Source organism: Bacillus sp. FSL K6-0138 (genome assembly GCF_037982765.1).
GTDB classification, from domain to species: Bacteria; Bacillota; Bacilli; order Bacillales; family Bacillaceae; genus Bacillus; species Bacillus glycinifermentans.
This window is the reverse complement of sequence record NZ_CP150286.1, coordinates 3,096,348-3,121,612: the sequence shown is the minus strand read 5'-3', so window position 1 is coordinate 3,121,612 and position 25,265 is coordinate 3,096,348. Positions and strand designations below refer to the sequence as shown.

The 25,265-nt window shown below is 46.1% G+C and carries 26 protein-coding genes and 2 riboswitches; of the genes, 18 read left to right on the top strand and 8 right to left on the bottom strand.

What is annotated here, in order from left to right:
* The first annotated feature begins 63 nt into the window (after positions 1-63).
* The 4 genes from MHB78_RS16545 to MHB78_RS16530 all read left to right on the top strand — a co-directional run bounded on the left by MHB78_RS16545 (position 64) and on the right by MHB78_RS16530 (position 4,610).
* The gene (locus tag MHB78_RS16545) at positions 64-831 is read left to right on the top strand and encodes a TerC family protein (RefSeq protein WP_046132386.1); all 768 of its coding nucleotides are present in this window, start codon (positions 64-66) and stop codon (positions 829-831) included.
* Between the two features lie 86 nt (positions 832-917).
* Positions 918-2,473, top strand: a protein-coding gene (locus tag MHB78_RS16540) for an IS3 family transposase (RefSeq protein ID WP_231947364.1) whose coding sequence is annotated in 2 segments (ribosomal slippage) — positions 918-1,575 and positions 1,575-2,473 — 1,557 coding nt in all. Because the reading frame shifts where the segments join, the coding sequence is not laid out codon by codon here.
* A 293-nt stretch (positions 2,474-2,766) separates the two neighbouring features.
* Positions 2,767-3,522: an RNA polymerase sigma factor SigI gene (gene sigI / locus MHB78_RS16535; RefSeq protein WP_046132455.1), complete on the top strand. Its 756-nt coding sequence runs from the start codon at positions 2,767-2,769 to the stop codon at positions 3,520-3,522.
* Complete coding sequence (locus MHB78_RS16530) at positions 3,519-4,610, top strand: anti-sigma factor domain-containing protein (protein WP_046132454.1); 1,092 nt, start codon at positions 3,519-3,521, stop codon at positions 4,608-4,610. The genes sigI and MHB78_RS16530 overlap by 4 nt, the downstream gene beginning before the upstream one ends.
* Positions 4,611-4,622: 12 nt before the next feature.
* Here the strand turns inward: MHB78_RS16530 and MHB78_RS16525 are convergent, their stop codons facing one another.
* Together MHB78_RS16525 and MHB78_RS16520 are read right to left on the bottom strand one after the other, a co-directional pair.
* Positions 4,623-4,820, bottom strand: coding sequence for an alpha/beta-type small acid-soluble spore protein (locus tag MHB78_RS16525; protein ID WP_046132453.1), 198 nt, complete (start codon positions 4,818-4,820; stop codon positions 4,623-4,625).
* A gap of 129 nt (positions 4,821-4,949) precedes the next feature.
* Positions 4,950-5,669 (bottom strand): DUF1836 domain-containing protein, encoded by a 720-nt coding sequence (locus MHB78_RS16520; protein ID WP_046132452.1) that lies wholly within the window; start codon positions 5,667-5,669, stop codon positions 4,950-4,952.
* A gap of 141 nt (positions 5,670-5,810) precedes the next feature.
* On the opposite strand from MHB78_RS16520, the gene htpX reads away from it, so the two are divergent.
* The 6 genes from htpX to MHB78_RS16490 all read left to right on the top strand — a co-directional run bounded on the left by htpX (position 5,811) and on the right by MHB78_RS16490 (position 12,183).
* Positions 5,811-6,704 (top strand): protease HtpX, encoded by an 894-nt coding sequence (gene htpX, locus MHB78_RS16515; RefSeq protein ID WP_046132451.1) that lies wholly within the window; start codon positions 5,811-5,813, stop codon positions 6,702-6,704.
* Positions 6,705-6,849: 145 nt separating this feature from the next.
* A complete protein-coding gene (locus tag MHB78_RS16510; RefSeq protein WP_046132450.1) occupies positions 6,850-8,199 on the top strand; it encodes a TrkH family potassium uptake protein in 1,350 nt (449 codons plus the stop codon).
* A gap of 69 nt (positions 8,200-8,268) precedes the next feature.
* Positions 8,269-9,629, top strand: a protein-coding gene (locus MHB78_RS16505; RefSeq protein WP_099047013.1) for an IS3 family transposase whose coding sequence is annotated in 2 segments (ribosomal slippage) — positions 8,269-8,740 and positions 8,740-9,629 — 1,362 coding nt in all. Because the reading frame shifts where the segments join, the coding sequence is not laid out codon by codon here.
* Between the two features lie 122 nt (positions 9,630-9,751).
* Complete coding sequence (locus MHB78_RS16500; RefSeq protein ID WP_046132283.1) at positions 9,752-11,746, top strand: penicillin-binding transpeptidase domain-containing protein; 1,995 nt, start codon at positions 9,752-9,754, stop codon at positions 11,744-11,746.
* 100 nt (positions 11,747-11,846) lie between these two features.
* Positions 11,847-11,999, top strand: coding sequence for a hypothetical protein (locus MHB78_RS16495; RefSeq protein ID WP_164918148.1), 153 nt, complete (start codon positions 11,847-11,849; stop codon positions 11,997-11,999).
* A gap of 7 nt (positions 12,000-12,006) precedes the next feature.
* Positions 12,007-12,183, top strand: a complete 177-nt coding sequence (locus MHB78_RS16490) for a hypothetical protein (protein ID WP_099047030.1) — start codon at positions 12,007-12,009, stop codon at positions 12,181-12,183.
* 36 nt (positions 12,184-12,219) lie between these two features.
* Here the strand turns inward: MHB78_RS16490 and MHB78_RS16485 are convergent, their stop codons facing one another.
* A complete protein-coding gene (locus tag MHB78_RS16485) occupies positions 12,220-13,236 on the bottom strand; it encodes an acyltransferase family protein (protein WP_046132285.1) in 1,017 nt (338 codons plus the stop codon).
* A gap of 269 nt (positions 13,237-13,505) precedes the next feature.
* Between MHB78_RS16485 and MHB78_RS16480 the strand changes: the two genes are divergently transcribed.
* The 3 genes from MHB78_RS16480 (at position 13,506) to MHB78_RS16470 (ending at position 16,420) form a co-directional block, all read left to right on the top strand.
* Entirely contained in the window at positions 13,506-15,716 is a 2,211-nt protein-coding gene (locus MHB78_RS16480; protein ID WP_046132286.1) for a PAS domain-containing sensor histidine kinase, read from the top strand.
* Between the two features lie 4 nt (positions 15,717-15,720).
* Positions 15,721-16,218: a methylated-DNA--[protein]-cysteine S-methyltransferase gene (locus MHB78_RS16475; RefSeq protein WP_046132287.1), complete on the top strand. Its 498-nt coding sequence runs from the start codon at positions 15,721-15,723 to the stop codon at positions 16,216-16,218.
* 88 nt (positions 16,219-16,306) lie between these two features.
* Positions 16,307-16,420 (top strand): hypothetical protein, encoded by a 114-nt coding sequence (locus tag MHB78_RS16470; RefSeq protein WP_231947438.1) that lies wholly within the window; start codon positions 16,307-16,309, stop codon positions 16,418-16,420.
* 10 nt (positions 16,421-16,430) lie between these two features.
* Here the strand turns inward: MHB78_RS16470 and mtnA are convergent, their stop codons facing one another.
* From mtnA to MHB78_RS16455, 3 genes are all read right to left on the bottom strand, one after another.
* Complete coding sequence (gene mtnA, locus MHB78_RS16465) at positions 16,431-17,501, bottom strand: S-methyl-5-thioribose-1-phosphate isomerase (RefSeq protein WP_046132288.1); 1,071 nt, start codon at positions 17,499-17,501, stop codon at positions 16,431-16,433.
* A gap of 1 nt (position 17,502) precedes the next feature.
* Positions 17,503-18,702 carry an S-methyl-5-thioribose kinase gene (gene mtnK, locus MHB78_RS16460; RefSeq protein WP_046132289.1) on the bottom strand — a complete coding sequence of 400 codons (1,200 nt, stop codon included), beginning with the start codon at positions 18,700-18,702 and terminating at the stop codon, positions 17,503-17,505.
* Between the two features lie 71 nt (positions 18,703-18,773).
* Positions 18,774-18,915: riboswitch (SAM riboswitch) on the bottom strand.
* An 81-nt stretch (positions 18,916-18,996) separates the two neighbouring features.
* The gene (locus tag MHB78_RS16455) at positions 18,997-19,776 is read right to left on the bottom strand and encodes a carbon-nitrogen family hydrolase (RefSeq protein ID WP_046132290.1); all 780 of its coding nucleotides are present in this window, start codon (positions 19,774-19,776) and stop codon (positions 18,997-18,999) included.
* A gap of 94 nt (positions 19,777-19,870) precedes the next feature.
* Here MHB78_RS16455 and MHB78_RS16450 point away from each other — a divergent pair, with 94 nt between their 5' ends.
* The 5 genes from MHB78_RS16450 (at position 19,871) to MHB78_RS16430 (ending at position 24,368) form a co-directional block, all read left to right on the top strand.
* The gene (locus MHB78_RS16450) at positions 19,871-21,061 is read left to right on the top strand and encodes a pyridoxal phosphate-dependent aminotransferase (RefSeq protein WP_046132291.1); all 1,191 of its coding nucleotides are present in this window, start codon (positions 19,871-19,873) and stop codon (positions 21,059-21,061) included.
* A 50-nt stretch (positions 21,062-21,111) separates the two neighbouring features.
* Positions 21,112-21,213: riboswitch (SAM riboswitch) on the top strand.
* Between the two features lie 92 nt (positions 21,214-21,305).
* On the top strand, positions 21,306-22,523 hold the full coding sequence (gene mtnW, locus MHB78_RS16445) for a 2,3-diketo-5-methylthiopentyl-1-phosphate enolase (RefSeq protein WP_046132292.1): 1,218 nt from the start codon (positions 21,306-21,308) through the stop codon (positions 22,521-22,523).
* Positions 22,514-23,221: a 2-hydroxy-3-keto-5-methylthiopentenyl-1-phosphate phosphatase gene (gene mtnX, locus MHB78_RS16440; RefSeq protein ID WP_231947483.1), complete on the top strand. Its 708-nt coding sequence runs from the start codon at positions 22,514-22,516 to the stop codon at positions 23,219-23,221. Before mtnW ends, mtnX begins: the two co-directional genes overlap by 10 nt.
* The gene (locus MHB78_RS16435; protein ID WP_046132294.1) at positions 23,179-23,805 is read left to right on the top strand and encodes a methylthioribulose 1-phosphate dehydratase; all 627 of its coding nucleotides are present in this window, start codon (positions 23,179-23,181) and stop codon (positions 23,803-23,805) included. The genes mtnX and MHB78_RS16435 overlap by 43 nt, the downstream gene beginning before the upstream one ends.
* Before the next feature lie 23 nt (positions 23,806-23,828).
* A complete protein-coding gene (locus MHB78_RS16430) occupies positions 23,829-24,368 on the top strand; it encodes a cupin domain-containing protein (RefSeq protein WP_046132295.1) in 540 nt (179 codons plus the stop codon).
* Positions 24,369-24,399: 31 nt separating this feature from the next.
* Here MHB78_RS16430 and fosB read toward each other — a convergent pair whose 3' ends face one another.
* Together fosB and MHB78_RS16420 are read right to left on the bottom strand one after the other, a co-directional pair.
* The gene (gene fosB, locus MHB78_RS16425) at positions 24,400-24,864 is read right to left on the bottom strand and encodes a metallothiol transferase FosB (RefSeq protein ID WP_046132296.1); all 465 of its coding nucleotides are present in this window, start codon (positions 24,862-24,864) and stop codon (positions 24,400-24,402) included.
* Positions 24,854-25,150 carry a YkvA family protein gene (locus tag MHB78_RS16420; RefSeq protein ID WP_046132297.1) on the bottom strand — a complete coding sequence of 99 codons (297 nt, stop codon included), beginning with the start codon at positions 25,148-25,150 and terminating at the stop codon, positions 24,854-24,856. The genes fosB and MHB78_RS16420 overlap by 11 nt, the downstream gene beginning before the upstream one ends.
* Between the last annotated feature and the right edge of the window lie 115 nt (positions 25,151-25,265).

The following is a 25,265-nucleotide window of genomic DNA, read 5'->3' as shown; positions in this document are numbered from 1 at the left end:
AAAATACCCTGCCGCATTAGCGGGAATAAGAGAAAGAGACAATCACTTAGGAGGAGATATTAAATGGATGCAGCATTGCTACTGGAATACGGTTGGGTTCTTCTCATTTTAGTCGGGCTGGAAGGGATATTGGCGGCAGACAACGCACTCGTCATGGCGGTCATGGTTAAACACTTGCCGGAAAAAGAAAGAAAAAAAGCGCTCTTTTACGGGCTGGCCGGCGCGTTTGCGATGAGATTCGGCGCACTGTTCGCCATTTCTTTCCTTGTGAACGTATGGCAGGTTCAAGCGATCGGAGCGGTCTATCTCTTGTACATTTCGATCCATCATATCGTAAAAACCCATGTTCTGAAAAAAGAAGAAAAAGCGAAGGAAACGAAAAAAGGCGGTTTTTGGCCGACTGTGATAAAAGTCGAACTGGCAGATATCGCCTTTGCAGTAGACTCCATTTTAGCCGCGGTGGCGCTCGCTGTTACGCTGCCTGTGACTAACCTTCCGCAAATCGGCGGACTTGACGGCGGGCAATTTATCGTCATCTTGGCCGGAGGTATCATAGGACTTGTCATCATGCGTTTTGCTGCAAGCGCATTTGTCAATGTTTTAAAGAAACGTCCGAGCCTGGAAACGGCGGCTTTCCTGATTGTCGGCTGGGTCGGCGTCAAACTGGCGCTCTACACGCTTGCACATCCGCAAATCCATATCGTATCCGAGCATTTCATCCATTCAGGCACATGGAAACTCATTTTCTGGGCCGTGCTGATCGCCATCGCTCTTGGAGGATGGTTTATGACAAACCCGAAAAAACAAGAAAAACGGGCTGTTCAAGAATAACACAAAAGCCGCCGGCGTTATGATATGCTCCCCTAAAGGTAGACAGATGAAATAAAAAAATCTGTTTGCCTTGGGGGAGTTTTTTCATGGCTGGAAAATGGTTTTCAAAAGAAGAAAAATTGAATATTCTATCAGAATGTGATCAGGGCAATAATTCGGTGAAGGAGATCGCAGAAAAATATGGCATTCATGCCGAAACGATTCGTGAATGGAGAACATCGCATGATATGGCGGGTGTGGAGAGTTTGGAACGTTCAAAGCGCCATAAGTTCTATCCCGCAGAATTAAAATACAATGCCGTGAAAGACTTCTTATCCGGACGCTACTCTCAAAGAGAAATCTCGAGAAAATATAAGATTTCCAGTAAATCCGTACTCATGAAGTGGGTTGAGCTTTATAATGGTCATAAAACGTTAAAAGACAGCGGGAGAGGAAGGAATCGTTTGATGACCAAACGGAAGAACGTTTCATTGGAAGAACGGATTGAGATTGCGAAGGATTGTCTAGCTCATGGAAAGGACTACGCCAGATCAATGGAGATTCATCAAGTCTCCTACCAACAGGTGTATCAATGGGTGAAAAAGTATCAAGAAGGCGGAGAAGAGGCCTTAAAAGACAACCGAGGGAAACGCAAAACCGAAGAAGAATTGACACCTGAAGAAAAAATTCAACGGGAAAACAAACGGCTGGAACAGGAAAATGAGCGTTTGCGCGCAGAGAATGCGTTCTTAAAAAAGTTGGAAGAGATCAAAAGGAGGCGGTTCTAAGTCAGGTTCGGTACGAAGATCGATATCTCGCCATTTTAGAGCTGAATCGAAAAGAAGGCTTTTCTGTCCAAATGTTATGTGAGATTGCCGAAGTTTCGCGCCAGGGGTATTACAAATGGAGGAGCCGAGTACCTTCAGCGAGAGAAAAACAGAATGAAAAGATTATCGCCAAAATGGCGCTACTTCACGAACAAATTGGCGGTATCTACGGATACCGCAGAATGACCTTAAACATGAACCGCCGCTTTAAAGAGCGCCTCAATCATAAGCGCATCTATCGGCTGATGAAAATTGCCAAGCTGGAGTGTGTCATTCGGCGGAAGAAAAAACGTTACGGCAAAGCGACGCCTCAACATGTGTCCGAAAATATCCTGAATCGAGAGTTTAAAGCGGACAAACCAAATCAAAAATGGGTGACTGATGTGACAGAGCTAAAATACGGCCATCGGAAAGCGTACCTCAGTGCCATTTTAGATCTTCATGAGGGAATGGTCGTGTCTTATGTGCTGGGGAAATCCAATAATAACGCCCTTGTGTTTAAAACCTTGAACCAAGCGCTTGAGGCAGCCCCAAACGCACGTCCTCTCCTTCACAGCGACAGAGGTTTTCAATACACGTCCCACCAGTTTAGAAGGATGATTGAAAACGCAAATATGACACAGAGTATGTCCCGCGTCGGCCGCTGTATTGATAACGGCCCCATTGAGTCGTTTTGGGGGAAATTAAAATGCGAGAAATACAGACGGAATTCGTACGAGACATTTGAGGCACTTCAAAGCGCAATTGATGAATATATCCACTTTTACAACCACGATCGTCTACAAGAAAAACTAAACGGCCTCAGCCCAGTGGAATACAGGGCTAAAGCCGTCTAGTGTGTTTTAGTTATTTCCACTGTCTACTTGACAGGGTGCAGATCATTATGCCGGCGGCTTTTTTATGACGAATATTGACGGGTTTCATCGAAATATCATTTCATTTTATTAACAGAGATGTTACAAAAACAAAAGAAAAACCCCCCTAATCCTCAAAGATATATCGAATTGATCTATAAGATCATGCAATCCGCTGTCACATTTGAAAAAATAGAAATGAATTCCACCTTTTCTCCTTTGCGATTCCCTATCAAATTAGCTATCATAAATGAGTAGTATAGGGAGGAACTGAGGTGAAACCAGTGCTTAGCCTTTTGTTTAAGACAGGGAAGAAGAAACCGACATTAGAAGAGTCTGTGATAAGCATACAAAAAGGAAATCAGCAGTTGCAAAACGAGCTTATCGAGCAATACAAGCCTTTTGTGGCTAAAACGGTTTCATCCGTGTGCAAACGATATATAGATGAAAAAGATGATGAATTCAGCATTGGCTTAATCGCTTTTAATGAAGCCATTGAAAAATATTCGTCTGAAAAGGGGAATTCCCTGCTTGCATTCGCCGAACTCATTATTAAGCGAAAAGTCATTGACTATATAAGAAAAGAAGCCAGAAACGCACAAAACATAAACATGGATTTACAAGAAGGAGAAGAGCAGGAATCGTCTCAAAGCGTGATTGAAGCCGAGCTTTCCATAAACGAATTCAACCGCCAGCTCGAACAGGAACAAAGGCGGGAGGAAATTCTGCATTTTAAAGGCAGGCTGAAAAGCTTCGGACTATCTTTTTCGGATTTGCTGGAGAATTCTCCGAAACATACGGATGCAAGGCAAAATGCCATCAAAGTGGCGCTGACGCTAGTCGAACATGAAGACTTGCTGGACATTTTGTTTCAAAAAAAGCAGCTTCCCGTTAAACAGCTTGAAAAACTGGTGGCTGTAAGCAGAAAAACAGTTGAAAGAAACCGTAAGTATATCATCGCCATGGTCATCATTATAACCGGCGATTATGTTTACCTTAAAGATTATCTAAAAGGGGTGCTCAACTCATGAGAAGAGGGATTATTGTAGAAAAAAATAAAAAATTCGTCACATTGCTAACCCCTGACGGACAATTTTTAAAAGCAAAAAAGACGGAGGAAGATTATGAAATCGGTCAGGAGATTACGTTTCCCGCGGAGACCAGAATGTCAAGGAGGCGCGCTGGTTTTTTTGACCTGCTTGCTCTTCGGCCGTTAAAAGCCGGCGTTTTCTCAATCGCGGCGATCATGCTGCTCGCTTTTATGATCATTCCCGATGCTTTGAACAACAAAGCGTACGCTTATATGACGATCGACATTAATCCCAGCTTTGAATTGACCCTTAATAAAAACTGCGAAGTCGTCGACTTGGTCCCGCTGAATCAGGATGGAAAGGATTTGCTGAACAGTATAGAAAATTGGAAGAATTCGGATTTCAAAGAGGTCGTCAGCGAAATCGTAGAGGATAGCGATGAACAAGGATATGTCAAAGAATCAAAGGAAGTGTTGATCACAACAGTTTATGAAAATAATGAAGATGATACATATAAAGCAACGGTTAAAAGCGAGATCGACGATGTCGCAAAAAAGTATGAGGAACAGAACTATAAAATGGAAGCCGTAGAATCTGATCTTGATACTCGCGCAAAAGCGCAAAAGGAAGGCGTTTCCACCGGACGCTACATCCGCACTCATGAAAAGGAATCACAAGATCCAAAACCGGAAGCCGAACAGGAAGAAGCTGAAAAGGACGGCCAAAATCAGGAAGATGCCGAAAAAACTGAAAAAGATAAAGCTGTAAAAGAAGAAGATCAAACAGAGCAAAATACGGATGATGAAGATTCCGATACGGAAGATCAGCCGAATCCAGATCAATCTTCAGGTCAGGATCAAAACGAATCTGATCACGATACAAAGAAAGAAGAGGAGACAAATACCCCAAAAAATCAAAACCCTCAAGAAAAATTCCATAATGACAAAAACGGTCAGCAGCCGGAAAAAGGAAATTCGAAAAATGGCTCCGGCAGAGAGAGCCAACAAAACAAGCCTCCGATGCAAAAGGAGAAAAAGCCCTCTGATCAATGGAATCAAGAATATCCGCCGAGCAGTCCCGGCGAATAATTCAGGAGGTATTTATTTGTCGGTATTTCCGCTTAGCTGAGCTTGTGCCTGCCGTACAAGACGTTTTGTCATTTCCCCGCCTACAGATCCATTTGAGCGAGCGACTGAATCTGAACCGAGCTGCACGCCGAATTCTTGGGCAATTTCGTTTTTGAATTGGTCCAGTACTTGCTCTGCCCCAGGGACAATCAATTTATTTGTTCTTGCCATGTTTTCAACTCCTTTTTCTTAGTGTACTGCTTGTTTAGTTTGAAATGGACAGGGGCTTTTTATGCTGGCAATTGTTGAAGCCTGCACGAAAAACGCCCGGCTTTCGGTAGCCGGGCGTAACGTAAAACATTATGTTGCGGAGTGTTTGGCAAATACGTCATCGATCACTGCCTGCGCCGTCGCCTGAATATGGGAAGCGATCACGGAAAGCACGGTAACTGCCGTGATGTCCCTCGTTTTCTTCCATTCAGGTTCTGCAAGCTCTTTGTAATAATCCCGCATGCGGTCAGTCTCCTGATAGACGATCGTTTCCATCGTCGCCTCTTTGCGCACAAAATCGTCTCTCTGATGCACAAGATCAAGAACGCGTGCATAGCCTTCATAAAAGCGCAGCGGACTGACGATATCGTCAGACCGGTCGGTAATCGTATTGAAAATCATTTTTAAAATGGGTCTGATCGTTTCAAAGTCATAAACCGATTTTAAATCCCGTACAATAAGAAGGATGACGGCTTGTTCGATGGAATACTTTTTGCCGAGTTCCGGATGGCCCATCAAATCTTTGATATCGCGCTTGATCCAGTTTTGAATCGCGGTTGATTTTAAAGATGTCAGTTCACACAAATTGCCGAGCTCGACAATTTCGTTTGTGGAAAGCCCGTGTTCGGTTTTTTGCTTTTTGCGTTCGTATCGGATGATGAATTCAGGGATTTTTATATGATGTTCCGCTTCATCGACCGTCATGTCGGCCGATTTCAGCACGATTGCGAGCGGGCTTATATCCAGCTGCCCTTTCAGCGAATACATCAGCTTGGCCATTTCCAGGCGAGTCAGTTTAAAAGGTTCCATGGATCCACCTCATTATGTCATAAAAAATAAAATAGCAAACATCACACATTATCTTACGTCTTATCGCTTGCATTTTCAAATCAATGCCTTATAATTTTATTATACGAGTTCATTTGATCTTATTATAACACGGAGGTAATTATGGGAAAAAGAATCCTTCTCTTTCTATTATCGAACATTTTGGTCATTACGACAATCGGTATCGTCTTGTCCATTATCGGTTCGCTGACAGGCGTCGGGACGTATTTTACATCAGGCGGAGGCATTGACATCGCCGCGCTTCTCATCTTCAGCGCCGTCGTCGGTTTTGTCGGATCTTTCATGTCGCTCTTGATGTCGAGATGGATGGCAAAAATGGCAATGGGCGTTCAGGTGTTAAATCCGAAGAAAGATGCGCTCAGCTTTGAGGAACAGCAATTGGTTGACCGCGTTCACAAACTGGCGCGCGCTGCCGGGCTGACGAAAATGCCGGAAGTCGGGATTTACCATTCCCCTGAAGTAAACGCGTTTGCGACCGGACCGTCTAAAAACCGCTCGCTGGTCGCCGTGTCTACAGGACTTCTTCAGGAAATGGACGATGCGGCCGTCGAAGGCGTGCTCGCCCATGAAGTCGCACACATCGCCAACGGCGATATGGTGACGATGACCCTGCTTCAAGGTATCGTCAATACGTTCGTCGTCTTCTTCGCAAGGATTGCCGCATGGGCGGTATCACGGGTTGTCCGTGAAGAGCTTGCGCCGATCGTTCACTTTATCGCGGTCATCGTCTTCCAAATTGCCTTTTCCATCCTTGGAAGCCTTGTCGTCTTCGCGTATTCGCGGCACCGTGAATACCATGCGGACAGAGGCGGGGCAGACCTTGCCGGCAAGGACAAGATGATCCACGCGCTTCGTTCTCTTGAGCGTTATACGTCAAGAATCAAAGACGAACAGGCGTCTGTTGCAACATTGAAAATCAATGGGAAAAAGCATACACCGCTTTTCTCAACCCATCCTGATTTACATGACAGAATCCGCCGTCTTGAAGCAAAATAAAGCTTTTGGAAATCCCTCCTTGAAAAAGGGGGGATTTTTATATACAAAAATCCAAAAGCTTCTGTACACGACAGAATGTTTCATTTAAAATGGAACACGTTATACAGAAGATGATGAAACAACTAATAAAAAAGAAGGAACGATTATGAAGGTTTTATTAAACAAGCTTTTGCGTGTTCTGTCGCCAGTACAGCTGATTGCGCTCTATTATTTTTTTGCGGTTTCGGTTTCCGTAATCCTAATAAGCCTCCCCATTGCGCATCAAGATGGCGTGGATTGGTCATTTATGGACGCGCTGTTTACCGCGGTAAGCGCCGTGAGCGTGACAGGCTTGACAGTAGTTGATACAGCCGATACATTCAGCACGGCGGGGATTTGGATATTGGCGTTTGTACTCCAATTCGGCGGGATCGGCATCATGACGCTCGGTACTTTTGTCTGGCTCATATTCGGAAAACGAATCGGCTTGAAAGAGCGCCGTCTCATCATGACAGACCAGAACCAGTCCAATTTATCAGGGGTTGTCAAGCTGATGAAGCATGTGCTGATTCTGATTGTTGCCATTGAGTTTTTCGGCGGGCTGATCCTCGGCACTTATTTTCTGAAATATTTTGATTCGCCAGGAGAAGCATTTATACACGGTTTTTTCACCAGCATCAGCGCGACGACGAACGCGGGATTTGACATTACAGGCGATTCGATGATTCCGTATCGCCACGATTATTTTGTCCAGTTCATCGTGATCCTGCTGCTCATTTTCGGAGCGATCGGATTTCCCGTTCTGACCGAAGTGAAGGATTTTCTGTTCAGCAGGGAACGGAAATTTACTTTCAGCTTATTTACAAAGCTGACGACAGTCACTTTTTTCCTCCTCGTCTTCGGGGGAGCAATCGGCATTTATGTCATGGAAGCCCGCTTTTCATTTTTAGGAAAATCGTGGCATGAAATATTGTTCTTCTCGCTCTTTCAATCTGCGGCGACGCGAAGCGGGGGACTCGCGACAATGGACATCAGCCACTTTACGGATACAACGGTATTGTTTATGTGCATCCTGATGTTTATCGGCGCCTCGCCGAGCTCTGTCGGCGGGGGGATCAGAACGACAACGTTCGCTTTAAACCTGCTGGCTTTATTCCATTTTGCCAGAGGAAACAAATCGGTAAAAATTTTCAAAAGGGAGCTTCACCAGTCCGATTTAATGAAATCGCTTGTCGTAACGATGGTTGCCGTGCTCTTGGTGCTATGTTCGACACTCATCCTGACGGCCACAGAACAACACACTTTATTGGAAATCCTGTTTGAAGTTTGTTCAGCTTTCGGTACGACCGGTTTATCACTGGGGATCACGGCCGATCTGAGCACGACGGGCAAAATCGTCATCATGATCCTGATGTTCATCGGCCGGATCGGAATTGTAACATTGCTTTATTTGATCGGAAGAAAAGATAGCGAAGCGAATTATCATTATCCAAAAGAAAGAGTTATTATCGGTTAAAAAAGACGGCCCATGTGAACTGCACCCCAATTGTTAGACACCATCTAACAATCGGAGGTGCAGTTTTTTATGGCTAAATTTACAGCTGAGGAAAAAATACAAGCGGTCAAAAGGTATCTTGCGGGTAGGGAAGGGCATAAAACAATCGCCAGAGAGATCGGTGTTTCGTCAGGTGTGTTTCAGGTATGGATTCGCAAATACCATTACCATGGAGAAAGTGCGTTTCAAAAACTCTATACAACCTATTCTGTAGAAGATAAACTGAAGGTACTTCACTATATGATCGAAAATGGGACGTCGATCCGTGAAACAGCCGCCATCTTCAATATTCAAGCACCTTCTACGGTGGCTCAATGGCAGAAACTGTTCGAAACCGGAGGAATCGATGCCCTAAAACCGATGAAAAAGGGGCGGCCGTCAATGACAAAGAAAAATCAAAAAAGAACGAAGAAACAAACACCGCAAGAAGGATCAGTGGAAGCCATGCAGGCTGAAATTGAACGTCTGCGAATGGAGAATGCCTACTTAAAAAAGTTGAATACCTTAGTTCAAAACAAGGAAAAATTACAAAACAAGAAAAGGCCCAAGTAGTATTTGAACTAAGGACTGAATTTCCGGTAAAAGCCCTGCTTAAACTGGCTGGAATTCCGCGCAGTACGTATTATTACTGGGTCAAAACCTTCGGTCTTCCAGACAAAGATGCCAAATTAAAAACACTGATTCAATCGATTTATCATGAACATAAAGGCCGTTACGGGTACCGCCGGATACGCGACGAGCTTAAAAACCGGGGATATCAAATGAATCATAAAAAAATATATCGCCTCATGAAGGAACTGGGGTTGAAATGTCTCGTACGGATGAAAAAATACCGTTCGTATAAAGGAGAAACCGGCACGGTGGCACCAAACAGGCTAGAGCGGAATTTCAAGGCGGAAAAGCCGAAGATGAAATGGGTAACAGATATCACGGAATTTAAATTATTTGGGGAGAAGCTCTATTTATCGCCAATGCTTGATTTATTTAATGGCGAAATCATTGCTTATACAATTGGATCCAGGCCAACGTATTCATTGGTATCCGAGATGTTGGAAAAATCATTTGAACAGCTGACAGATAAAGAAAATCTGTTGATTCACTCCGATCAGGGCTGGCACTATCAAATGAAACAGTATCGCCACGCCCTAAAGGAACGAAATATTATTCAAAGTATGTCTCGTAAGGGAAACTGTTACGATAACGCGGTCATTGAAAGTTTCTTTGGTATTTTAAAATCAGAGTTTATCCATTTCAACGAATTTCAAAGCATCGAGCATTTTAAACAAGAGCTCGTAACATATATCGATTACTATAATCACAAACGGATCAAGGCAAAATTAAAAGGCATGAGCCCAGTACAATACCGGATTCATGCCAGTCATGTTACTTGAGAAAATAAGCTGTCTAACTTTTGGGGGTCACTTCAATGCGGCTGTCTTTTTTATCCACATAAAGTCACCCTTTATATGGTATAATGCTTAAATGGCGGACTTGAAAAAAAGGGGGAAACTTCATGAAAAAGAGAATCATCCATTTGTTTATGGCCGCCGGATTTCTGTTGCTCGCCGGAGCCTGCTCAAACAGCCCGACGGCAAAAGAAAGCATGGATCAATATGTAGACAAATGGAACAATCAAAATTTTGCAGAAATGTATGACCAGCTGTCGGCTGAAGCGCAAAAATCGATCTCGAAAGACGACTTCATCAAACGAAATAAATCGATTTATGAAGATGTCGGAGTCACCGACTTAAAAGTGACGGCCGGTGATCAGGACGAAAAAGAAAAAGACAAAAAAGATTCGCAGATTGTACCGTACAAAGTCAGCATGAACACATTGGCGGGACCCGTTTCTTTTGAAGGAAAAGCGAAGCTTGTAAAAGAGAAGAAAGACGGCAAAACATCGTGGAACATCAATTGGAATCCGTCCTTTATGTTTTCACAGCTGAAAAAAGGGGAAACGGTCCGGATTACCGCGGAAGAGCCTGTCAGGGGCAACATATATGACCGGAACGGCAAGGCGCTCGCAACGAATGCGAAAGTGCCCGAAATCGGCGTCGTCCGCGGGGAACTCGGTGATCATAAAGATGCGGTCTTGAAAAAGCTGGCCGGCCTCCTGGATATGGAAAAGGGAGATATCGAAAAACAGCTGTCGGCTTCATGGGTGCAAAATGACTCCTTTGTCCCTCTTAAAAAAGTAAAGCCTGACGAGAAGGAGCTTATTAAAAAAGCGACCTCTTTACCTGGCGTGTTGAAACAGGACACGACATCGAGATATTATCCTTACGGTGAAGCAGCCGCTCATCTTACCGGATACATAAGACCGATTACAGATGAAGAGCTGAAACAGAACAAAGACAACTACAGCCAACATTCAATGCTCGGCATCGTCGGCCTTGAACATATTTACGAAAAGCAGCTCAGAGGCGAAATCGGCTGGTCGATTTCGATTCCGGAATCAGGTGCTACGATCGCATCAAAAGCAGCCAAGGACGGAACCGACATCCACACGACGATCGACGTTAAAAAGCAGCAGGAGATCTACAGCCAATTGAAAAACGATTCTGGCGCAGCAGTGGCCCTCCAGCCGCAAACAGGGGAAACATTGGCACTTGTCAGCGCACCATCCTACGACCCGAACGGATTTTTGTTCGGCTGGAAGAAAGGCGAATGGGAAAAGCTGAACAAAGACAGTGCAGCGCCATTTACTGCGAAATTCAACAAAACGTATGCGCCCGGTTCAACGATCAAACCGATCACGGCCGCGATCGGGCTGAACAACGGTGCGATCAAGGCGGATGAAAAGAAACATATCGTCGGCAAAGAATGGCAGAAAGATTCGTCATGGGGCGGATATAAGGTGGCAAGGGTTTCAGAACAGCTGAGCGATGTCGACTTGGAAAATGCGCTCATTACCTCTGACAACATTTATTTTGCCCAGACGGCTATTGATACGGGACGCGACAAATTTGTCGAAGGGCTGAAATCGTTCGGCTTTGAAGAAAAGCTCGGATACGAATTTCCGACGACGGCATCTTCGATCGCCAACGACGGGATCGACTCAGACATTCTGCTGGGCGATACTGCATATGGCCAAGGACAGATGCTGATGTCCCCGATTCATTTGGCAGCCGCTTATACGCCGTTTATCAATGACGGAAACCTGATCAAACCGCGCCTGATCAAAAAAGACGGCGATGAGAAGGAAATCTGGCACAAAAACCTCGTAACCGCAGACGAAGCAGCGGCCATTACAAAAGGGCTGAAAGGCGTTGTAGATGATCCGCGCGGCTCCGCTTATAAGCCGGTCGTCAAGGGTCTCTCGATCGCGGGCAAAACGGGAACCGCCGAACTGAAAAAGAAAAAAGGCGAAAAAGGCAAGGAAAACGGCTGGTTCACAGCCTATGACTACAAAAAGAAAGACCTGTTAGTCACGATGATGGTTGAGGATGTATCAAACCGCGGAGGCAGCTCATACGTCGTCAATAAAGTGAAACAATTGTTTAAATAAGCACCGTTTTTCGGTGCTTTTTTTCTTTCCGGAAAATGGATGTGTGGACGGCTCTTTTCAGGAAAAGATATGGATAAACAAAACGAAAGGAATGTCGTGTATGAAACGAAAAGTTGCCAGAAATGAAGCCGCTTTGAACAATAAAACGCCGGCTGAAAGCATGCATGATCACCAATATATCACACAGTTTGATGCGGAAAACGGAGACAGGGGTGCAAACCGCAATTCAAAACAAGGAAAACAGGGAGATTGACGGAACGGTGGAGAAAAATCAAAAAAGCAAGGATATGCAAAATCATAAAAAGCCGATGAACAAAAAAGTGCTTCAGGAGGAATTTTCGGGCGAACTCGGCGATGTCAACGCCTTTAAGTTTATCGATATCATCGAACAGAATAAGAAAAAGAAAAAAGATGAAAAGGATAAGCAGAAAGATTGAAAAAGGACCAAATCCGATTTGGTCCTTTTTTCTTATTTACACGTTATACCGTGCCTGCTTTTTCAGCCACCTCAGCAAATTCGTCATTTTCAGTTCGATAAACGGCTGAGCCACCGTTTTAACGAATCCGCTTGACAGGAAGAAGGTCAAGACGGCGGTTGCGATGATCAGCACGGTCAGGCTCTGATAGTCGGCGAGCCATTCTTCCGCACCGGTTTTTCTGAATGACTTAATAATAAAGCCGTGCAGCAAATACACATAAAATGTCCTTGTTCCCCAAAGGGTAAAGAAATACCGTCTTTCAGGCACAAGTGCCATAAACCCGAAGGTTGAGCCAAACGTCAGCACAAGGAGTGCGACGCGATTCAGGGCGCTTTTCATTCCGACGTCTCCAAATTCAGAATAAGGCTTTGAACCGAACAACCACGAATAATCGAAATCTACGAAGAAATAAAAAACGAACGTTGCCGCCAATACGGCTAGAGCCGCCTGTTTTCCTTTCCAGCCTTTCAGCTTTTTGAAGTGTTCTTTTTTTAGATAAAAGCCCGCCAAAAAGACCGGGAAGAAAACGAATGTCCTCGAAAGGCTGAGCGTATCGCTGATGGCGTCGATATACCCGACAAGAACGGCGATCGCAAGGCTTGCGGCAAACGACCATGCTGCAGGCAGTTTTGTAAATGGAAACAAAAAAAGGTTCCAAAAAAACAAGCTGAGCAGAAACCAAAGCGACCACTGCGGTTCAAACGGATTGAAGGCAGTCAGGCTTTGATCATCTATAAACGAATAAAACACCGTATATATCCCCTGGAAAATCAAGTAGGGAACGATCAGCTTCACAGCGATTTTTTTCACATATCCGGGACGGTTGAATCCTTTTGCAAAATAGCCTGATATGAGAATAAAAGCCGGCATATGAAACGTGTAGATGAATTTGTATATATGAAGCAGCACATCATTGTCATTGATATATGACCGGATGATGTGGCCGAACACGACAAGAAAAATTAACAGAAATTTGGCGTTGTCAAAATAGCTGTCACGTGAATTCGTCATAACATCACCCTTTTTTTATAAGTTTGCAGCAGTCAGGCGCTTGTTTCTGTTGAATGATGCTTCGTTTATCATTTTAAAATAAAAACCATGTCTTTTCCTATGAATGAAGGCCCATTGTTAGGGAGGTGTAACGGAATCGTAATGAACGATTATAGCGTCATTGTTCTGTAAAATGGGTGGAAATCTTGTAAAAGTTTGAAACAAATGAAGGAAGATCAGACGGTTTGTAGAATTATTGGAGGATAGGTTTTGAAGAAGGAGTGTAACAAATGGCGGATACTCTTGATTTGAACGAATCTTTATATCTGCAAAACCAGCTGAAAAAACTGAAGCGGGAAAACGAAAAGCTAAAGGCGGATTTGTATCAGTATGAACTGCTGTTCAACGGAACGCTGGACGCTATTTTTATTTTGGATCAACGAATGAACATTGTTCAGGCGAATGATGCCGCCTGCAAAATCTTGCAAAGCCAGAAAAAGAACGTGCTGAACCGTTCGGCGCTCGATTTTTTGCACGCTGTTCCGCCTGAAGAATTAGAGCAAAACGTCGAGCGGTTTTTGAAGCGGGGATATACGAAAAAAGAAGCCGCGATCAGGTTGGATAACGGCTCAGTCAAATATATTGAGTTTACGGCGAACAAAGGAATAAGGGATGATTGCTTTTTTGTCGTAATGAGGGATATTTCATCAAAAAAAATATTGGAGCGCGAACGCACGATCAATGAAAAGCTGTTTAAGGATTTGTTTCACAGGGCTGTTGAAGGCATCGTGATCTTTGACAATCAGGGCCGTTTTATCGATGCCAACCAATCGTTTTGCCAAAGCTTCGAAATCGAAAAAGACGAGCTGTCCAAATTGAGACTTTCGCAGTTCGTTTCCGCAGAAAACGCCGGAAAGCTCGACAAAATTTTGAGCGCTTTGTTCAGGAAGGGAAAGGCTAAAGGCGAACTGCCCGTGCGGCTGAGGTCCGGGAAAGACAGGCTGTTTGAGCTGACGATTACATCGAATATTTTAAACGGTTTTTATATGTCGATCATGAGGGACATCACCGAAAAACGGTCGATGGAAAAACAGCTGTTTAAAAGCGAAGAGCGGTTTCGGGAAGTGTTCGAAAATGCGATGGATGCGATCATTATTTTGAACAATAACGGCCGGATCGTAAAGGCTAATCAGTCGGCCTGCAAAATTTTCGAACTGCCGATGGAAGAGCTTTTACATAAAAGGATCAAAGATTTTATCGATAAATCCGATGAGCGGTATCTTTTCATTCAAGAGCAATATGATGAAAAAGGGGAAATCAGGGCAGAGCTGCTGTTCCGCATGGCGAACGGGCAATATAAAGAACTTGAGTTCACGTCGAAGCGCATCATGTTCGGCAGCCAGGGCTTAATGATTTTGCGAAATGTGAGCGACCGGAAGCGGATGGAAAAAGAGCTGCGGGAAAGCGAGCTGAAATTCAGGAAAGTCTTCAACGGATCAATGGACGGGATCGTTCTTTTCGACAACCGATACGACATTATCGATGCGAATCCGCAAGCCGGAAACATTCTCAGCATTCCTCTTGAACGGCTAAAAACTGCAAATCTTCTTGACGCCATCTCCGGATATCAAATAGAAAATGCAGCCTCTCCGGCAAAAGCCATTTCTTTGGAGGAAATGGACAATGACATTCCATTTCTGTTAACCGACCAAAACCGGATCTTAGAATTTTCATTTAAGCGAAATATCATCCAAAATATGAATCTGGCGATGCTCAGGGATGTGACGGAACGAAAGGAGCTGGAAGAACGGCTCCGCAAATCTGACACGCTTCATGTCGTCGGGGAGCTTGCGGCGGGAATCGCCCATGAAATCCGCAACCCGATGACCGCTTTAAAAGGATTTATCCAGCTGTTAGAAGGAAGCATTCAAGAGGAACACTCCCTATACTTCAATGTGATCACATCTGAATTAAAACGGATTGAATCGATTATTACCGAGTTTCTGATTCTCGCAAAGCCGCAGGCGATCATGTACGAAAAAAAGGATATTGTGAAAATCATGCAGGACACGATGGATCTTCTGCATGCACAGGCAAACCTGGACAACGTTCAGATGCACCTTGACACTAATGGCCAAATCCCCCTCATCTATTGCGAGCCGAATCAGCTCAAGCAGGTATTCATCAACATTTTGAAAAATGCAATCGAAGTCATGCCTGACGGCGGCAATGTCTACGTGTCAATCAGGCCGAAAGACGGAGACCATATCGTCGTGTCGCTCACAGATGAAGGGATCGGGATGACGGAGGATAAATTGAAGCGGCTCGGGGAGCCTTTTTATACGACAAAAGAACGGGGGACTGGACTTGGGCTTATGGTCAGCTATAAAATAATCGAAGAACACAATGGAAAAATTGAGGTCGAGAGCGAAGAAGGGAAAGGCACGACATTTCACCTGACCCTCCCGATCCGGCAGCAGCATGAAGAGGAGGTTTTATAGCGTTATGGGCTTTTACAGCGAGGTCAGCTCGCCTTTTGGAGAGGCATACATTGTCGAGCAAAACGAACATATTACACACTTGATTTTTGAAAAAGAAGAATTGGACAGCATGAAAGCGGAAGATCCTGATCTTGCACATCAGGAAACGGCGTTATTGCAGCTTGCAAAACGCCAGCTGACGGAATACTTCAGAGGAAAGCGGAAAGCGTTCACCCTTCCGATGCATCAAGAGGGGACGGTTTTCCAGAAAAAAGTGTGGGAAGCGCTGCTTTCCATTCCTTACGGGGAATCGCGGAGCTATTCCGACATTGCCGAGGCAATCGGCCATCCGAAAGCGGTCCGCGCAATCGGCCAGGCGAATAAAAAGAACGCGCTGCCGATTTTCATTCCCTGCCACCGCGTGATCGGAAAAAACAACACGCTGACCGGCTATGCCGGCAATGAAACAGACAAAAAAGCGATTTTGCTTGAGATCGAAAATATTCCGTATAAAGGAAAATAATCGGCGCATGCCGTTTCTTTTTTTCGCTTGCGACATATCATTTTATTAAGCTAAAAATGTTGGCCGCGGTGAAAAGGAGGACGAATAGATGAAACTCATCCGCCCGCAAAAAGTTGCAGTGTACGCTGAATTGTTCGTCAAACTGCATGTCCTTACGAAAGAACAAAAAGACGATATTATTCAATCGATAAAAAACCGCTAAAGCAGCCTGATCAAAGGACTTTAGCGGTTTTAGCCGAAGAAAACAGCGCGTCGATTTCCTCTTCGAATCTGTCGGTGATGATCCCCTTTTCCGTGATGATCCCGGAAATAAGATGATGGGGCGTGACATCAAACGCCGGATTGAATACGGGCACCTCTTTCGGAGCGATTTGCGCACCGGCGATTTGTCTGACTTCATCGGGATCGCGTTCTTCAATCGGAATGTCGTCGCCGGTTGATATCGATGGATCGAAGGTTGACAGAGGAGCGGCGACGAAAAACGGAATTTGAAACGCTTTGGCTAAGATCGCCAAACCGTACGTCCCGATTTTGTTTGCCGTGTCTCCGTTTTTGGCGATCCTGTCGGCTCCGACGATGACCGCCGAAATGTTTTTTTCTTTCATCGTGTGGGCAGCCATGCTGTCGGTAATGAGCGTGACGTCTATTCCGCCCTGCATCAGCTCCCATGCCGTCAGGCGTGCACCCTGCAAAACGGGACGGGTTTCGCATGCGTAAATGTGGAGATCGAGATCTTTTGTTTTCGCCAGATAAAATGGGGAAAGCGCTGTTCCGTATCTGCTTGTCGCGATCGAACCCGCATTGCAGATCGTCATGATGTTATCGCCCGATTTAAACAGCTGAAGTGCATTTTGTCCGATTTGACGGCACGTTTCTTCATCTTCAATCTGGATCTGAATCGCCTCATGAACGAGGTCGGTTTTTGCTTCATTGACCGATTTCGCTCCTTCCGCGCTTTTCACAAGCCGCTTGAGCGCCCATGACAAATTGACGGCCGTCGGCCTTGCCTCGTTCAAGTTGTCTTTTATGTTTTTGACTTCTCGAAGGAATTCGGATACATCCTCTGTTTCGATGCTTTGGGCAGAGAGAGCCAGACCGAAAGCCGCAGTGATTCCGATCGCAGGCGCGCCGCGGACTTTCAAGGTTTTGATCGCATCATAAATGTCTTCCTTTGTAGTTAAATGAAGATATTCCGTCTTTTCCGGCAGCTTTTGCTGATTTAAGATTTTGACTGATGTATCTTCCCACTCCACAGAGCGGGGCACAGCGAATTGCTCTGACATGTCATTCACTCCTAAAAGCTTGTTCTAAAAACGCATTGATCAAGTCCTTCGGCGTGCGGTATTCTTTGCGTTTTTTGATTAATGCTGAACCGATTTTCAAGGCGAGCCTTTTTTGGCTGATCCGCCTGCTGAATGGAACGATCGTTTCAAGATCAGCCACATGAGCCAGACCGATCGTCCGGCGGATCATTTCGCATCCGGCAAAGCCGGCTGCGTCTTCAAACGCTTTTTTCAGCGTGTCTTCAAGGTATTCCGGCGCATTCCGGTATGAGAAGAGGGCGTCTTTTTCCCACGCCTCGCTGAACGTTCTGCTGAACGTCTCCCATACGGTTTCCACATGGGCGAATAAAGGGCGGCGTTCCGCTTCTTCACGGGCGAGCGCATTTAGCAAGAGGTTGGCGATAAACTGTCCGATGTCAAAACCGATCGGCCCGAAACAGGCAAATTCGGGATCGATTACCTTTGTTTCCGCATCTCCGGCGAAGATGCTGCCCGTGTGCAAGTCACCGTGAATAAGCGTTTCATGAGAGGTGATGAAACGTTTTTTTAATGCCGCCGCTTCGAGCCTCAGCGCATCATCCGCCCATATCTTTTCCGCATCATCGCGAAGCTCCTCTTCAAAATCGTTTGTCTCATGATCCAAGAAAGGATCTGTGAACACGAGGCTTTCCGTGATATCGCATAAATCCGGATTTTCAAATTGCTTGGCAAGCCGTTTTTTGACTTCTGGATCGAGCGCATAATCGGAGGAATAAAACAAGGTTTTTCCGAGAAATTCTCCGATATCCCGCGACAGATTCGGGTAGTTTTTGCCTTCGATCAGACCTTTTCTTGCAATTTTCAAGCTTGAAAGGTCTTCAAGCACGGTTACGGCAAGCTCCGTGTCCGAATAATAAACCTGCGGCACAAGATGCGGGGCGTGTTCAGCCTGCCTGATCAGCGCGCTGCTTTCAATCCTTGCCCTGTCGAGCGACAGCGGCCAGCTTTCGCCGACGACCTTTGCATATGGCACGGCCTGTTTGATGATCAGCCCTTTGTTCTGCTCTTTATCGTACACATGGAAGACAAGATTCAGGTTTCCGTCCCCGATTTCCCGGCACGTCAAGGTGCTTTTGCTTGAAAACAGTCCGAGGCGGACGGCAAGAGCAGCAGCGGAGCTTTCTGTCAATGTTTCGTATACAGCGGTTTTCGTTACGGTCATATTCGTTCCCTCCAAAAAATAAAAAGCCTCTTTCTCAGTGAGAGAAAGAGGCTTTATCGTCGTGTCTGCCTCTCTTATCTCTCAGAATGCAAATCTGATGGAATTAGCACCGTGCCCTAGCGGCGCAAAACTTGCGCCCCATTTCACAATGGTATTACGGTCGGTTGCTGTTGGGGTCATTAGGCCAGTCCTTCACCCAACTCTCGATAAGAGAAATCGATATAAAATTTTAAAATTTCAGTCGGTCAGTTGCTGAAAATGTTACCAGCATCGCGGTTTCTTTGTCAATACTTTTTAATATAAATCTTTGCGGATGTCTTCGAAAACCGGAATGTGCCCCCTCGTTTTTGCAATGTCATCAAGATCAATTTCCGCTCTGATCACCGTGTCTTCACGTCCGGCTTCTGAGAGTACGTGTCCGAGCGGGTCGATGATCATGCTGTGGCCCGCAAATTCGTTTGCCGGGTCTTTTCCGGAGCGATTGCAGGCTGCGACAAAGCACTGGTTTTCGATCGCTCTCGCCGCCAAAAGAGCGCGCCAATGATCGAGGCGGGCCAGCGGCCATTCAGCTGAGACAAAGATGATGCCGGCTCCTTTTGAGGTGTGCTTCCTGATCCATTCCGGAAAGCGGATGTCATAGCAGATGAATCCCGCTGCTTTTACGCCTTCAAGCTCAAAACTGCCGTCAGCTGATCCGGAAGATAAATAAAGATGTTCATCCATGAGCTGAAAAAGGTGTGCTTTGCTGTATTCTTTGACGAGTTGTCCGTGTTTGTCCGCGATGTACATCGTATTGTACACGCCGCTTTTTTTCTTAACCGCGACAGAGCCGCACACGATGTGGACATCGTTCGCTTTTGCCGTTTGCTGAAGCCACTTTTTCGTCTGCTCTCCTTCATCGTCTCCGATTTCGTCGAGACGTTTTAAATCATATCCCGTCGTCCAAAGCTCGGGAAGGATTACGATGTCCGAGCGCCGGCTTTCAGCTTCGATCAGCCGGCTCGCTTTTTTGAAATTTTCGGAAGGATTTCCGTACGATATATTGAATTGCAGGCAGGAGATCGTCCATTTCAATTTGAGCCACCTCATTTTTTACTTTACATTTTACTTTTAACAATATATGATGATGGACTATCATTTCAAGAATTTTTCAAAGCGGGTGAAAAAAATGAAATTTGAGTTTTCTGATGTATTGAAGCAGCTTCCGGAGCAGTTTTTTGCTTCTTTGGTTAAAAAGGTGAATGAAAAAATTGCGGCCGGGTGCGATGTAATCAATCTCGGCCAGGGAAATCCGGATCAGCCGACACCGGCTCACATTGTAGATGCCATGACGAAAGCGGTCCGAAATCCCGAAAATCACAAATATTCGTCGTTTCGTGGCAGCCGTTCACTAAAAGAGGCGGCAGCCGAATTTTACAAAAAGGAATACGGCGTTACCCTCGATCCTGAAAAAGAAATCGCTGTATTGTTCGGGGGAAAAGCCGGGCTTGTCGAGCTGCCGCAATGCCTGCTGAATCCGGGGGACACGGTGCTTGTTCCCGATCCGGGATATCCGGATTATTGGTCAGGCGTTGAGCTCGCGAAAGCGAAGATGGAAACGATGCCGCTTTTGGAAGAAAACCGTTTTTTGCCTGATTACGGCCGAATTCCGGCAATCGTGAAGGAAAAAGCGAAGCTGATGTATTTGAACTACCCGAACAATCCGACAGGAGCCCAGGCGACGCCGGCGTTTTTTGCAGAAACGGTCAAGCTCGCCAAAGCGCACGGAATTTGCGTTGTCCACGATTTCGCCTACGGGGCGATCGGCTATGACGGAAAAAGGCCGGTCAGCTTCCTTCAAACCGACGGGGCAAAAGACGCCGGGATCGAAATTTATACGCTTTCCAAAACGTACAATATGGCTGGATGGAGAGTCGGATTTGCCGCCGGGAACGCCTCTGTGATCGAAGCGCTGAACCTCTATCAGGATCACATGTACGTAAGCCTCTTTAAAGCGGTTCAGGATGCCGCGGCCACAGCGCTTCTTTCGGATCAGAGCTGTGTGAGGGAACTAAACGAACGATACGAAAAAAGGCGGAACGTCTGGATAGAAGCCGTTCGCGGCATCGGCTGGGAGGCGGTGGCGCCCGAAGGATCTTTTTTTGCATGGATGCCCGTTCCGAAAGGCTTTACGTCTGAGGAGTTTTCCGATTTGCTTCTTGAAAAAGCCAATGTTGTCACAGCGCCCGGCATCGGTTTCGGAACGTATGGCGAAGGATATGTGAGAGTCGGACTTCTGACAAGCGAGGAACGCCTGCGGGAAGCCGCATGCCGGATCGAGGAGCTGAATATTTTCAAAAAATCGGGAGTCTCTCATTGACAAGTACATGAAACGATGGGATAATTCAAAATAATTTATAAAAATCAATATTCTTATCAAGAGCAGGTGGAGGGACGAGCCCGATGAAGCCCGGCAACCGACTTTTTAAAAGCACGGTGCTAATTCTTGCAGCTGTCGCTGAGAGATAAGATTCGACACGCAGAAAACGAAACCTCTTTAAAGCGAAAAGCAGCCGCATTAAAGAGGTTTTTTATATGCATGAAAGGCAGGAAGGAGCTAAAGAATGAGCGAACTTTTGGCAACATATGTCCTGACTGATCCCGGAAGCGACCCGGAAAAAAAGGCCGAAGAAATTGCAATCGGCCTGACCGTGGGATCATGGACGGATTTGCCGCAATTAGAAAAAGAACAGTTAAAAAGGCATAAGGGACGGGTCGTCCGGGTCGAAAAAACGGAGGGGAGCAAGGGAGAGCAACAGGCCCGGGTCACCATCGCTTATCCGGAAATCAATGTTACGCACGATATCCCGGCCGTCCTCACGACAGTTTTTGGGAAGCTGTCCCTTGACGGAAAAGTGAAATTGACGGATCTTGAATTTTCAGAAGACTTTAAACAAACGCTGCCGGGTCCGAGGTTCGGGGTCTACGGAATCCGCAAGAAGATAGGCGAATTTGAAAGGCCGCTTCTGATGAGCATTTTCAAGGGTGTGATCGGCCGCAGCATGGAAGACATAAAAGAGCAGCTGAGACAGCAGGCGCTCGGCGGGGTCGACTTGATCAAGGATGATGAAATTTTCTTTGAAACCGGTGAAGCTTCGTTTGAAAAGCGGATTGCAGAAGGGAAAAAAGTGCTTCAGGAAACCTATGAAGAAACAGGCCGTAAAACGCTCTACGCCGTCAATTTGACGGGGAGGACGATGGACCTGAAAGCAAAAGCGAGAAAAGCGGCCGAGCTTGGCGCTGATGCCTTGCTGTTTAACGTGTTTGCCTACGGGCTGGACGTGCTGCAAAGCCTCGCGGAGGATGATGATATTCCGCTGCCGATCATGGCGCATCCAGCGGTAAGCGGAGCGTTTACATCATCGCCGTATTACGGTTTTTCCCATTCGCTTCTCCTCGGAAAGCTGAACCGCTATGCGGGGGCGGATTTCAGCCTGTTTCCTTCACCGTACGGAAGCGTTGCGGTTCCAAAGCGCGAAGCCCTCGCCATTCATGAGGAATGTACGAAAGAGGACGTCTTTAAACCTTCCTTTGCCGTCCCGTCAGCCGGCATACACCCGGGGATGGTGCCGCTTTTGATGAAGGATTTCGGCATCGACCACATCATAAACGCGGGAGGCGGCATTCACGGTCATCCGAACGGAGCAAGCGGCGGGGGAAGGGCGTTTAGAGCGGCCATTGAAGCCGTTCTTGAAGCCGAGCCTATCGAAGAAAAGGCGAACCGTTCTCCCGATTTAAGGCTCGCCCTTGAAAAATGGGGGAAAGTCGAGGTATCTGCATGAGACGGCCCCTGATCATTTGCGACTTTGACGGAACGATTACGAATAATGACAATATCATCAGCATTATGAAGGCATTTGCTCCTGAGGAATGGCATGCCTTAAAAGACGGGGTTCTTTCAAAGGAGATGCCGATCAAAGACGGCGTCGGAAGCATGTTTCGGCTTTTGCCGAGCGCGCTGAAGGAAGAGATTACGGCATATATCCTCGAGCAGGCGGAGATCCGCCCGGGCTTTGAAGAATTTGTTTCATTCCTTGCCGAATGCGATCTCCCCTTTTATGTTGTCAGCGGAGGCATGGATTTTTTCGTCTATCCGCTGCTTGAAGGCATCGTGGGAAAGGAGCGGATCTACTGCAATCAGGCTGATTTCGGAGGCCGCTATATATCGGTGAAATGGCCGCATCCGTGTGATGCTGAATGCGGCAACGAATGCGGCTGCTGCAAGCCTTCGATCATCCGCAGGCTAAAAAGAGAAGACGATTTTATCATAATGATCGGAGATTCGGTTACAGATGTAGAAGCTGCAAAACGCTCCGATTTGTGCATCGCGAGGGATTATCTGCTCAAGGAATGTGAAAAGCTGCAATTGAATCATGCCGCATTTGCAGATTTCTATGATGTGAAGCGGGCGCTTCTGGGCGCAAGGGAGGTGGAGGAATGGATCAAGTGCAAAAACGCTGGCAGGAGCTTGCAGAAGTAAAACGTGAGCTTGCCGAAAGAGACTGGTTTCCGGCAACGAGCGGCAACCTTTCGATCAAGGTGTCTGACGAACCGCTCCGCTTTCTGATTACAGCGAGCGGAAAGGATAAACGAAAGGAAACCGATGAGGATTTTCTGCTGGCAAATGAGGAAGGAAAACCGGCAGTAAGCGGCCATACGCTTAAACCGTCGGCAGAAACGCTCCTGCATACGCACGTCTACAACAAAACGAATGCAGGCTGCTGTCTTCACGTCCATACGATCGACAACAACGTGATTTCAGAGATTTATAGAGAGCAAAAAGAGGTGAGCTTTAAAGGGCAGGAAATCATTAAAGCCCTCGGATACTGGGAGGAAAACGCGGAGGTCACCGTGCCGATTATTGAAAACACCGCCCATATCCCGGATCTGGCGGCTGACTTTGCCGCGCATCTTTCAAAAGACGCGGGCGCCGTCCTGATCCGCAGCCACGGCATTACCGTCTGGGGAAAAACGGCTTTTGAAGCAAAACGCATGCTTGAAGCGTACGAATTTTTATTCAGCTGGCATTTAAAATTAAAAACATTTCAGGCGCAATATGCATAGTGCGCCAAAGGGGGAGAAAACGCATGGCAACGATCCGCATCCATGATGAACAAAACACAACAATCGAAAATCAAAAAGAAGTCGAACAATTTCTGCAGCAGCAGGAAGTCATTTACGAAAAATGGGATATCACAAATCTTCCTGTAGATTTAAGAGAAAAATACGATTTGAGCGATGAAGAAAAGCAGCAGATTTTAGACGCGTTCGCAGCCGAGATTACAGACATATCAGAGCGCCGCGGTTACAAAGCCCAAGATGTCATCTCGCTCTCCGATCAAAATCCGAAGCTTGATGAGCTGCTCAAAAACTTTAAGCAGGAGCATCACCATACAGATGATGAGGTGAGATTCATCGTCAGCGGCCATGGGATTTTTGCGATCGAAGGCAGGGACGGCACGTTTTTCGACGTTCTGTTAAATCCGGGCGATTTGATTTCCGTACCGGAAAATACGCGCCACTATTTTACCCTTCAGGAAGACAGGAAAGTCGTTGCCGTCAGAATTTTCGTCACCACTGAAGGATGGGTGCCGATTTATGAAAAAGAGCGGCTGAAGCAGTCATAAAACAAGCGTCCCGGCAAACCGGGACGCTTGTTTACTTGTTTTTTTCATGCAGTTCCCGAATGTTGGCTTTGTGAAAGGAAAGGTGGGGCTTTTCTTTTTGGTAGTATGCAAGCCTGTCGAGTAAGGTTCCGGTGTGGAGCTCGAATTTATGGCCGTCAGGGTCGGAAAAATAAATCGAATCTTTATCGCCTTCATGGCGTTTCCTCCCTTTTAACACATTGACGCCCAAGTCATTCAATTTCTTTTCCCAATAGGGCAAATCCTCCTGTTTGATCGAAAAGGCGATATGCGTGTACGAATCGTGTATTTCCGTCCTCTTGATATCTTTTTCCTCGTTCAGCGCGAGCCAGATGCCATTTAGATCAAAATAAGCGGTTTTCTCCGCTTTTACGAGCCATTTGGCATCAAACACCTTCTCGTAAAAGCTGATGGAAGCCGAAAGGTCAGAAACAGAAAACAGCAGGTGGTTAAGCCCTTGAATCGTTTTACCTTCCATTTGCGCTCAGCCCCTCTTCAAAATCTTCCAGCTCTTTTGCGATGAGTCTGAATAAAAAGGCGAGAACCGCCGCATCATCAATCCATCCCGCACCCGCGAGAATATCCGGAATCAGGTCAACGGGAGACAGCAAATAAACGAGGGCGATAGCGGCAAGCCAAATCGTTTTTTTGGGAAAAAGGGGATATTCGCCTTTTCTCCAAGCCCTGAATGCCCTGAAAAACAACGGGATCCCCGATAAAGCTTCCTTAGCGGCAAAAAGCGCCTTTAGTCTTCTAAACAGCATAAAAAAAGACCTCCTGTATATGAAAAAAGCCTTTGCGGCGTTTATCTATTTTCAATATTGGGTATAACATCCTTAATCCAACAAATCTATTATACTCGATTTCGAAACTTTTTTT